The organism is Rhizobacter sp. P3_B12, from assembly GCF_056402895.1.
This window is the reverse complement of sequence record NZ_JBFUGN010000125.1, coordinates 1-10,378: the sequence shown is the minus strand read 5'-3', so window position 1 is coordinate 10,378 and position 10,378 is coordinate 1. Positions and strand designations below refer to the sequence as shown.

The 10,378-nt window shown below is 70.3% G+C and carries 7 protein-coding genes and 1 pseudogene; 5 read left to right on the top strand and 3 right to left on the bottom strand.

What is annotated here, in order from left to right; all coding sequences use genetic code 11:
* The 3 genes and pseudogenes from AC1D01_RS09655 to AC1D01_RS09645 form a co-directional block, all read right to left on the bottom strand.
* Positions 1 to 751 (bottom strand): annotated as a pseudogene (locus AC1D01_RS09655) (glycogen debranching protein GlgX); the annotation flags it as partial.
* Positions 748 to 2,928 carry a 1,4-alpha-glucan branching protein GlgB gene (gene glgB, locus AC1D01_RS09650; protein ID WP_477865827.1) on the bottom strand — a complete coding sequence of 727 codons (2,181 nt, stop codon included), beginning with the start codon at positions 2,926 to 2,928 and terminating at the stop codon, positions 748 to 750. The pseudogene AC1D01_RS09655 and the gene glgB, both read right to left, overlap by 4 nt.
* A 31-nt stretch (positions 2,929 to 2,959) precedes the next feature.
* Positions 2,960 to 5,440 (bottom strand): glycogen/starch/alpha-glucan phosphorylase, encoded by a 2,481-nt coding sequence (locus AC1D01_RS09645; RefSeq protein ID WP_477865826.1) that lies wholly within the window; start codon positions 5,438 to 5,440, stop codon positions 2,960 to 2,962.
* Between the two features lie 130 nt (positions 5,441 to 5,570).
* Between AC1D01_RS09645 and glgC the strand changes: the two genes are divergently transcribed.
* The 5 genes from glgC to AC1D01_RS09620 all read left to right on the top strand — a co-directional run bounded on the left by glgC (position 5,571) and on the right by AC1D01_RS09620 (position 10,049).
* Entirely contained in the window at positions 5,571 to 6,839 is a 1,269-nt protein-coding gene (glgC, locus tag AC1D01_RS09640; RefSeq protein ID WP_477865825.1) for a glucose-1-phosphate adenylyltransferase, read from the top strand.
* Between the two features lie 23 nt (positions 6,840 to 6,862).
* A complete protein-coding gene (gene glgA, locus AC1D01_RS09635) occupies positions 6,863 to 8,317 on the top strand; it encodes a glycogen synthase GlgA (RefSeq protein WP_477865824.1) in 1,455 nt (484 codons plus the stop codon).
* 103 nt (positions 8,318 to 8,420) lie between these two features.
* Positions 8,421 to 8,669: a hypothetical protein gene (locus AC1D01_RS09630; protein WP_169675417.1), complete on the top strand. Its 249-nt coding sequence runs from the start codon at positions 8,421 to 8,423 to the stop codon at positions 8,667 to 8,669.
* Between the two features lie 42 nt (positions 8,670 to 8,711).
* Positions 8,712 to 8,972 (top strand): hypothetical protein, encoded by a 261-nt coding sequence (locus AC1D01_RS09625; RefSeq protein WP_477865823.1) that lies wholly within the window; start codon positions 8,712 to 8,714, stop codon positions 8,970 to 8,972.
* A gap of 96 nt (positions 8,973 to 9,068) precedes the next feature.
* Entirely contained in the window at positions 9,069 to 10,049 is a 981-nt protein-coding gene (locus AC1D01_RS09620) for an aliphatic sulfonate ABC transporter substrate-binding protein (RefSeq protein ID WP_477865822.1), read from the top strand.
* Positions 10,050 to 10,378: the final 329 nt, after the last annotated feature.

Below are 10,378 nucleotides of genomic sequence, written 5' to 3'. Positions count from 1 at the left end.
CACCGGACGAGCCCGCCGCGGCGAGCGCCGGGCTCGGGCAGAAGAACCCGACGGTGTTGTAACCCCAGTAGTTGCGCAGGCCCATGCGCACGAGCCGTTCTTCGTCGAGCGCCTGGTGCACCGGCAGCAGGCTGACCGCGGTGACGCCCAGGCGCTGGAGGTGGGCGATGGCGGCGTCGCTCGCCAGGCCCGCATAGGTGCCGCGCTGCGCCTCGGGCACGCCGGGGTGCAGCCGGGTGAAGCCCTTCACGTGCAGCTCGTACAGCACGGTGTCGGCGAGCGGCGTGCGGGGCGGCGCGTCGGCGCTGGCGCCAGACCCCCAGTCGAAGCTGTCGTGCACCACCCGCGCCTTCAGCGCCTGCGCGCCGTTGTCGCGCAGGTCCATCTCGAGCGGGCGCTGGCGGTCGCCGCCGAAGTGCGGGTCGTTCCAGTCGAAGCGGCCGACGATCTCGCGCGCATACGGGTCGAGCAGCAGCTTGTTCGAGTTGAAGCGCTGCCCGCGCTCCGGTTGCCACGGGCCGTGCGCGCGCAGGCCGTACAGCAGCCCCGGCTGCGCCCCCGGCAGGTAGCCATGCCACACCTGCTGCGTGCGGCCGGGCAGCGCGGTGCGCGAGTGCTGCTGCGTGCCGGCGTCGTCGAACAGGCACAGGTCGATGCCTTGCGCATGGTCCGAGAACACCGCGAAGTTGATGCCGTGGCCGTCCCAGTGCGCGCCCAGCGGCCAGGGGCGTCCCGCCTGCAACGGCGTCAAGCCACGAGCTCCAGGAACACCGTGGCCAGCGGCGGCAGCGTCAGCATCACCGAGTGCGCGCGGCCCTGCCACGGCACGTCGTCGGAGCGCGCGGCGCCCAGCGGCGTGCCGACATTGCTGCCGCCGTAGTGCGCCGAATCGGTGTTGATGCGCTCGCGGTACTCGCCCGGCCGCGGCACGCCGATGCGGAAGCCGGAGCGCACCGTCGGCGTCAGGTTCGAGACGACGATCACGGTCGCGCCGTCGCGGCGGCCGTGCCGCACGAAGCTGATCACCGAATGCTCGGCATCCTGGTGGTCGATCCACTCGAAGCCGGCCGGGATGAAATCCTGTTCGTACAGCGCCGGCGTGGCGCGGTAGAAGCGGTTCAGGTCGCGCACCAGCCGCTGCATGCCCTCATGCAGCGGGTCGGCGAGCAGGTGCCAGTCGAGGCTCTGGTCGTGGTCCCACTCGCGCTCCTGAGCGAACTCGCCACCCATGAACAGCAGCTTCTTGCCCGGGTGCCCGAACATGAAACCGTAGTAGGCCCGCAGGTTCGCGAACTTCTGCCAGCGGTCGCCCGGCATCTTCGCGATCAGCGAGCCCTTGCCGTGCACCACCTCGTCGTGCGAGAGCGGCAGCACGAAGTTCTCGTTGAAGGCATACACCAGCCCGAAGGTCATCTCGCCGTGGTGGTGCTTGCGGTGCACCGGGTCGCGCGCCATGTACTTCAGCGTGTCGTGCATCCAGCCCATGTTCCACTTGTAGTGGAAGCCGAGGCCGCCGGCGAAGGTGGGCCGCGACACCGCCGGGAAGGCGGTCGATTCCTCGGCCAGCGTGACCGCCTGCGCCCGCTCGATGCCCACCACCTCGTTCATGCGCTTCAGGAACGCGATGGCCTCGAGGTTCTCGCGCCCGCCGTGCACGTTCGGGATCCACTCGCCCGGCTCGCGGCTGTAGTCGCGGTACAGCATCGAGGCGACCGCGTCGACGCGCAGCCCGTCGACGTCGTAGCGCTCCAGCCAGTACAGCGCATTGCCGACCAGGAAGTTGCGCACCTCGGTGCGGCCGAGGTTGTAGATCAGCGTGTTCCAGTCGTTGTGGAAGCCCTCGCGCGGGTCGGCGTATTCGTACAGGTGCGTGCCGTCGAACTGCGCGAGGCCGTGCACGTCGCTCGGGAAATGCGCCGGCACCCAGTCGAGCAGCACGCCCAGGCCCGCCGAATGGCAGCGGTCGACGAAGCGCCGGAAGCCCGGGCCGTCGCCGAAGCGCGCGGTCGGCGAATACAGCCCCACCGGCTGGTAGCCCCAGGAGCCGTCGAACGGGTGCTCGCTGACCGGCATCAGCTCGAGGTGGGTGAAGCCCATGTCCTGCGCATACGGCACCAGCGTGTCGCCGAGCTCGTCCCAGCTGAGCCAGCGGTCGCCTTCCTCGGGCTTGCGCCGCCACGAGCCGAGGTGCACCTCGTAGATGCTGACCGGCGCATCGAGCGCGTTCGACTGCTGGCGCTGCGGCGAGGCCGGCGCGAGCCGCGGCATGTGCGAGACCACGCTCGCGGTGGCCGGCCGCAGCTCGGACTGCAGCGCGTACGGGTCGGCCTTCTGCGGCAGCACGTGGCCGTCGGCGGTGCGGATCTCGTACTTGTAGCGCGCGCCTTCGGCGATGCCGGGCAGGAAGATCTCCCACACGCCGCACTCGCGGCGCAGCCGCATCGGGTGGATGCGGCCGTCCCAGTGGTTGAAGTCGCCGACCACGCTGACGCGCGACGCGTTTGGCGCCCACACTGCGAAGCTCGCGCCGCTGACGCCTTCCATGATCCTCACCTGCGCGCCCAGCGTCTCGTACGGCCGCAGGTGCGTGCCCTCGGCCAGCAGCCACACGTCGAGTTCGCCGAGCACGGGCGGGAAGCGGTAGGGGTCGTCGACGGTGGAGCTGCTGCCGTCGGCCCAGGTGAACTGCAGCCGGTGCGTGCCGGCGGCGCTGCCGAGCATGCCCTCGAACACGCCGTCGGGGTGCAGCTGGGTCAGCAGCGACAGCGGCTGGCCGCTGCTCGCATCGACCGCCAGCGCGGCCCGCGCGCCGGGCTGGAAGCAGCGCAGCCAGCGCTGCCCGCTCGCATCGACGTGCGCGCCGAGCACCGAGAACGGATCGCCGTGGCGGGCGTGGCGGATGTCCTCGATCTCGGCAGCGGTCAGCATGGGGGGCGGTGGCAACGACGGGGTGTCATTGTCAGGCAACCGATCGCAGCGCCGCCGCAGGCTTCAGCTCGGGGTCGATGTTCCAGATGTCGCGCGCGTACTCGCGGATCGTGCGGTCGGACGAGAACACGCCCATGCCGGCCACGTTGGCGATCGCGCGCGCGATCCAGGCCTCGCGGTGGCCGTACAGCGTGTCCACGCGCTGCTGCGCCTGCACGTAGGCATCGTAGTCGGCGAGCAGCAGGTAGTGGTCGCCGCCCCACAGCAGCGAGTCGACGAGCGGGCGGTAGCGGTCGTGCTCGTCGGGCGAGAACAGGCCGCCGGAGATCGCATCGAGCACCGCCTTCAGCGCCGGGTTGCCGTCGTAGTGGCGCATCGGGTGGTAGCCCGAGGCCTTCAGCGCCTGCACCTCGGGCGTCTTCAGCCCGAAGATGAAGATGTTGTCGTCGCCGACGCTCTGGCGGATCTCGATGTTCGCGCCGTCGTCGGTGCCGATCGTCAGCGCGCCGTTCAGCGCGAGCTTCATGTTGCCGGTGCCCGAGGCTTCGGTGCCGGCGGTCGAGATCTGCTCCGACAGGTCGGCGCCCGGCATGATCACCTCGGCCACCGAGACGCCGTAGTTCGGGATGAACACCACGCGCAGCTTGCCGCCGACGCGCGGGTCGGCGTTGACCACCGTGCCCACGTCGTGGATCAGCCGGATGATCGACTTCGCCGTCTGGTACGACGAGGCCGCCTTGCCGGCGAAGATCACGGTGCGCGGCACCCACGGCAGCGTCGGGTTCGCGATGATGGCCAGGTAGCGCGTGACGACGTGCAGCACGTTCAGCAGCTGGCGCTTGTACTCGTGGATGCGCTTGACCTGCACGTCGAACAGGCTGCCCGGGTCGACGTGGATGCCGGTGTGGCGCTGGATGTGCTCGGCCAGCCGCTTCTTGTTGTTGAACTTGATCGCGGCGAACTTGCTGCGGAAGGCCTCGTTGCCGGCGTGCTCCTTCAGCTGCGCGAGCTGGTCGAGGTCGAGCCGCCAGCCGCGGCCGAGCGTCTGGTCGAGCAGGTGCGCGAGACCCGGGTTGGCCTGCGCCAGCCAGCGCCGCGGCGTGACGCCGTTGGTCATGTTCGTGAAGCGGCTCGGGTACAGCGACGCGAAGTCCGCGAAGATGGTCTTGGTCAGCAGCTCGGAGTGCAGCGCCGAGACGCCGTTGACCTTGTGGCTGCCGACGATCGACAGGTTGGCCATGCGCACCCGGCGCTCGCCCGATTCGTCGATCAGCGACAGGCGGCGCAGGAAGCCGTCGTCGCCGGGGCGCTGCTTCGCCGCCAGGTCGAGGAACTCCTGGTTGATGCGGAAGATGATCTCCAGGTGCCGCGGCAGCACCTGCTGCATCAGCGACACCGCCCAGGTCTCGAGCGCCTCGGGCATCAGCGTGTGGTTGGTGTACGAGAAGGTCTTCTGCGTGACCGCCCAGGCATCGGCCCAGGGCATCGCGTGGTCGTCGCACAGCACGCGCATCAGCTCGGCCACGCCGATCGCCGGGTGCGTGTCGTTCAGGTGGATCGCGACCTGGTCGGCCAGGTTGTGCAAGGTGTCGTGCTCGTCGAGGTGGCGGGCGACGATGTCCTGGATCGACGCGCTGGTGAAGAAGTACTCCTGGCGCAGCCGCAGCTCGCGGCCGGCCGGCGTGCTGTCGTTCGGGTACAGCACCCACGAGATGTTCTCGTACTCGTTCTTGACGCTGGCCGCGCGGGCATAGTCGCCGGTGTTGAAGGCGTTCAGGTCGATGTGGGCGGGGGCCGCCGCCTTCCACAGGCGCAGCGTGCTCACCTTCTGCGTGCCGTGGCCGGGGATCACCATGTCGTAGGCCTTGGCCTCGACCGAGCCGGCCGGGCGCCACACCGGGTGCGTCTTGCCGTCGTGCATGTGCTGCTCGACATGGCCGCCGAAGCGCACCGGGTAGCTGATGCCGGGCCGCGGGAACTCCCACGGCGTGCCGTCGGCGAGCCAGGGGTCGGGGTGCTCGACCTGGCGGCCGTGCGCGATGCCCTGCGCGAACATGCCGTACTCGTAGCGGATGCCGTAGCCGAACGACGGCAGGCCGAGCGTGGCCATCGAGTCGAGGAAGCAGGCGGCGAGCCGGCCCAGGCCGCCGTTGCCGAGCGCGGCGTCGGGCTCGTGGTCGGCCACGTCTTCGAGCGTCTGCGCGTGCAGCGCGACCGCCGCGGCGGCCGGTTCGCGCAGGTCGAGCGCGGCGAGCGCGTTCGACAGCGTGCGGCCGATCAGGAACTCCATCGACAGGTAGCAGACGCGGCGGGCCTTGGCGGCGCGCTCGATGGCCTGGGTCTGGACCCAGCGCTCCGACAGCTGCTGGCGCGCGACCTGGGCCACGCCGTGCATCAGGTCGACCGGGGTGGCGGCGGGCGGCGCGACGCCGACGGTCTTCAGCAGCTGCTCGTCGAGGCCGGCCTGCATCTGCTGGGGGGTGATCTGTTGTGTCATGGAGGGGGAGCTCATCGGCGGGGATCCTGCAGTGTGGGCCAGACTTTGCTCGTTTGTCCCGGCGTGCGCAAGCGCGGGGGCAGTGCTTCAATGCGGTGCGGGCCGTGCACAATCGGTGCGCGCCGCGACCCTTCCTGGAGACATCATGCAACCCATCGATCTTGCGTTGAGCCTCGACCTGCCCAAGCGCGCCGTCGCGCTGGTGCTGGCCGGCGGCCGCGGCAGCCGCCTGAAGAACCTGACCGACCGCCGCGCCAAGCCGGCCGTCTACTTCGGCGGCAAGTTCCGCATCATCGATTTCGCGCTGTCGAACTGCCTGAACTCCGGCATCCGGCGCATCGGCGTGATCACGCAGTACAAGTCGCACAGCCTGCTGCGCCACCTGCAGCGCGGCTGGGCCTTCCTGAAGAGCGAGATGAACGAGTTCGTCGACCTGCTGCCGGCCCAGCAGCGCAACGACGACGAGAGCTGGTACCGCGGCACCGCCGACGCCGTCTACCAGAACCAGGACATCCTCGCGAGCTACGGCGCCGACTACGTGGTGGTGCTGGCCGGCGACCACATCTACAAGATGAACTACGCGCTGATGCTGGCCGACCACGTCGCCAAGGGGCGCGAGTGCACGGTGGGCTGCATCGCAGTGCCGCGCGAGGAGGCGGTGGCCTTCGGCGTGATGGCGGTCGACCGCGACAACCACATCACCGAGTTCGTCGAGAAGCCGGCCGACCCGCCGCCGATGCCGGGCCGCCCCGACATGGCGCTCGCGAGCATGGGCATCTACATCTTCAATGCGCGCTACCTCTACAAGGAGCTCGAGCGCGACATGAACGACGCCGATTCGAGCCACGATTTCGGCAAGGACATCATCCCGCGCGCGGTGCGCAACGGGCAGGCCTCGGCGCACCCGTTCGAGCTGAGCTGCGTCAGCACGCGGCACGGCGAGGCGCCGTACTGGCGCGATGTCGGCACCATCGACGCGTACTGGGACGCCAACATCGACCTCACCGCCACCGACCCGCTGCTGAACCTGTACGACAAGCGCTGGCCGATCTGGACGTATCAGGAGCAACTGCCGCCGGCCAAGTTCGTGCACAACCAGGACGACCGCCGCGGCATGGCCGTGGAGTCGCTGGTGTCGGGCGGCTGCATCGTCTCGGGCGCGGTCACGCGCACCGTGCTGTTCTCGAGCGTGCGGGTGCACTCGCACGCGGTCGTCAGCTGGTCGGTGCTGCTGCCGGGTGCGCAGATCGGCCGCGGCGCGCGGCTCACGCGCGTCGTGGTCGACCGCGCCTGCGTGATCCCCGACGGCATGGTGATCGGCGAGGATGCCGAGCTCGATGCGCAGCGCTTCTACCGTTCCGAGAACGGCATCACCCTTGTCACGCGCGACATGCTCGCGAAACTCACAGCTTGATTGATTCACCGCTTGATCACCGCATGAAAGTCCTCCAGGTCGCCGCTGAAATCTTCCCGCTGGTCAAGACCGGCGGCCTGGCCGACGTGGCCGGCGCCTTGCCCCAGGCGCTGGCGCGCGCCGGCGCCGACGTGCGGCTGGTGCTGCCCGGCCTGCCGGCCATCGCCGACGCGGTGCTGCACCAGAAGACCGTCTGCGAGATTGGCGCGGCCTTCGGCGCGGCGCGCGTGCGGCTGACGCTCGGCACCATGCCGTACAGCCACCTGCCGGTCTACGTGGTCGATGCGCCGTACCTGTACCGGCGCGGCGGCAGCCCGTACCAGGCGCCCGACGGCAACGAGTGGCCGGACAACGCGCAGCGTTTCGCGCTGCTCGGCTGGGTGGCGGCCCACATCGCGGCCGGCGAGTTCGACCCCGACTGGGTGGCCGACGTGCTGCACACGCACGACTGGCACGCGGCGATGGCCTGCGCCTATGCGCACGCGCATGTGCCCACGCGCGCGGCGCGGATCTTCACGGTGCACAACCTGGCCTACCAGGGGTTGTTCCCGGCCGGCGATTTCAACCTGCTGGGGCTGCCGGCGCGCTACATGGCGGCCTCGGGCGTCGAGTACCACAGCCAACTGTCGTTCATGAAGGCGGGGCTGAAGTTCGCCGACCGCGTGACGACCGTCAGCCCGACCTATGCGCGCGAGATCGCGACCCATGAATACGGCTGCGGGCTCGACGGCGTGATCCGCGGTCGTGGTGGTGACGTGCTCGGCATCCTGAACGGCGTCGATCCCGAGGTGTGGAACCCGGCCACCGATGCGGGCATCGCGAAGCGCTACCAGGCCGATTCGCTGGTCGGCAAGGCGGTCTGCAAGCATGCGCTGCAGACCGAGCTGGGGCTGGAGCGGCGGGCCGATGCGCCGGTGTTCGGCGTCGTCAGCCGGCTCACCTCGCAGAAAGGGCTCGACCTGGTGCTGGCGGCGCTGCCGGGCATCCTGCAGCGCGGCGGGCAGCTCGCGCTGCAGGGCAACGGCGACCGCGCGCTCGAATCCGCCTTCGAAGGCGCGGCGCGCGCGCACCCGGCGCAGGTGGCGGTGCGCACCGTGTACGACGAGGCGCTCGCGCACCGCATCATCGCCGGCAGCGATGCGCTGCTGATGCCGTCGCGCTTCGAACCCTGCGGGCTGACGCAGCTGTATGCGCTGCGCTATGGCACGCTGCCGGTGGTGCGGCGCGTCGGCGGGCTGGTCGACACGGTGGTCGACACGACCGACGAGACGATCCGCACCGACCGGGCCACCGGCTTCTCGTTCGAGCCGGCCAGCTCGATGGCGCTGGAAGTCACGGTCGACCGGCTGCTGCACGCCTTCGGCCAGCCGGCACTGTGGCAGCAGCTGATGCGCCGCGCGATGGCGCAGGAGTTCTCGTGGGACGTGGCCGCTGCGTCCTACATGCGGCTGTACGCCCAGTGCCGGACGACGAAGTAGGCCGGCCCCCCCATTCGGGGGCGCCAATCTTGTCGATGGAATTTGCGCGCGAACGCGTTCAAAGTTCGCCCCGACCGGCAGTGGCGCCGGCGTGGAGCAGGGCATGCATTTCCAGGAGCAGACGGTCGGCGACTTCAAGATCTACGCCGGGGCGATCGAGGCGGCGCACGGCGGCTACGTGGCCGCGGTGGTGGTGAAGCAGGTGCATGGCAGCGGCGCGCCGTGCGAGGTGTTCCGTGACGAGGCGATGTGCGACGGCCGCTGCTGGACCGACCCGGAGTCCGCGCTGCACTATGCGTTGACGGCCGGCAGATCGGTGATCAGGGACCGGGCGCGGCTCGAGAACGCCTGAGCGCCCCTAGAATCGCCCGATACCCCTTCACCCGACCCCATCATGACCCTTCGCTTGATCGGCCTGACCGGCTTGACCTTTGCCCTGTTCGCCACGGCCTGCGCGAGCCCCGTGCCGGAACCCGAGGCGCCGCCGCAGGACCAGGCGCAGGCGAATGCCGCTCCGCTGTGCGAGGTCAAGCCGCGCATCGGCTCCAACATCGTTGCGCGCGATTGCAGCAAGCCGAAGGTGGACGACGGCTCCCCGGCGGGCGTGCTGCTGGGCACGCGCAACATGCACAAGCCGTCGGCGTCCGGGCACTGACACCGGGCGGCGCATAAGCAACTGCGCATTGCATCGTTGCCGCCACGCGGGGCGGCGCTTAGCGTCGCGGGCTCCGTCATTGTCGAGAGCCCATCGATGCAGTCCCCCGCGCCGTTCCCCGATTCACCGCACGACCCGCGCCGCCGCCTGATGCTGGCGGCGGCCGCGGCCAGCCTGCTGCCCGCCGCCGTGCGCGCTGCCGATGCCGACACCGTGCGCATCGGCTTCCAGAAGTCGTCCACGCTGATGATCTTCCTGAAGTCGCGCGGCACGCTCGAACAGGCGCTGGCACCGCTGAAGGTCCGGGTGACCTGGCATGAGTTCACCTCGGGGCTGCCGCTGCTGGAGGCGTTGAACATCGGCGCGATCGAGCTGAGCGCCGACGTGGCCGATGCGGTGCCGCCGTTCGCGCTGGCCGCCGGCGCGAAGCTCACCTACTGCGCGATCGAGACGCCGTCGCCCCAGGCGCAGGCGATCGTCGTGCCCAGGGATTCCCCGATCACCGATGTCGTGCAACTGAAGGGCCGCAAGGTCGCTTTCGCAAAGGGCGCCGGCGCGCACTACCTGCTGCTGGAGGCGCTCGCGAAGGCCGGCCTGTCGATCGGCGACATCGAGCCGGCCTACCTGAGCCCGGCCGATGCGCGCGCCGCCTTCGAGAACGGCAGCGTGGCCGCCTGGGTGATCTGGGATCCGTTCCTCGCCGCGGTGCAGCGCCAGGCCGGCGCGCGGATCCTGCTCGACGGCGGTTCGCTGTCGAGCTACCGGCGCTTCTACCTCGCCGCGACGCCGTATGCGCAGCGGCGCCCCGACGTGCTGGGCGCCGTGTTCGCCGAGCTGCAGCGGGCCGGAGAGTGGATCAGGAAGAACCCCGGCCCGGCGGCCGAATGGCACGCGCCGGTGATCGGCCTCGATGCCGCGACGGTGACCGCGGCCAACCAGCGGCGCAGCTACAGGGTGCAGGCCGTCGACGCGGAGGCGCTGGCCGAGCAGCAGCGCATCGCGGATGCGTTCACGCAGGCGCACATCCTGCCGCGCCGCGTCGTGATCGCGGACTCGCCGGTGTGGCGGCCCAGCTGACGCCGTACCGAAGGATCTGACGCCACGCGTCGGCCTTGCAACATGATGTGTGGCCGGCGGGGGTGGATCGTGTCGGACAGGGGGCGGATGGCGCGTGGTCCCATGCTTGCATGCCCTGGGGCATGTCATCGTCCCGTTCCCCCATCGGATCCTCGGCCGCGCTGCTGAGCCTGTTCATGCTCGTCGCCTGCGGCGGCGGCAGCGACAGCAGCGAGGTCAGCCAGAACCCGCCGACCGGCAATGCGCCGAGCCCTGCGCCGGCACCGGCACCGGCACCTTCGCCCGCTCCGTCTCCGGCACCCGCACCAGCGCCTTCTCCGGCACCAGCC

Excerpts from the sequence above, each read along its gene's own strand:
- glgB (WP_477865827.1), bottom strand. The coding sequence starts at position 2,928 with ATGCTGACCGCTGCCGAGATCGAGGACATCCGCCACGCCCGCCACGGC.
- AC1D01_RS09645 (WP_477865826.1), bottom strand. The coding sequence starts at position 5,440 with ATGAGCTCCCCCTCCATGACACAACAGATCACCCCCCAGCAGATGCAG.
- glgC (WP_477865825.1), top strand. The coding sequence starts at position 5,571 with ATGCAACCCATCGATCTTGCGTTGAGCCTCGACCTGCCCAAGCGCGCC.
- glgA (WP_477865824.1), top strand. The coding sequence starts at position 6,863 with ATGAAAGTCCTCCAGGTCGCCGCTGAAATCTTCCCGCTGGTCAAGACC.
- AC1D01_RS09630 (WP_169675417.1), top strand. The coding sequence starts at position 8,421 with ATGCATTTCCAGGAGCAGACGGTCGGCGACTTCAAGATCTACGCCGGG.
- AC1D01_RS09625 (WP_477865823.1), top strand. The coding sequence starts at position 8,712 with ATGACCCTTCGCTTGATCGGCCTGACCGGCTTGACCTTTGCCCTGTTC.
- AC1D01_RS09620 (WP_477865822.1), top strand. The coding sequence starts at position 9,069 with ATGCAGTCCCCCGCGCCGTTCCCCGATTCACCGCACGACCCGCGCCGC.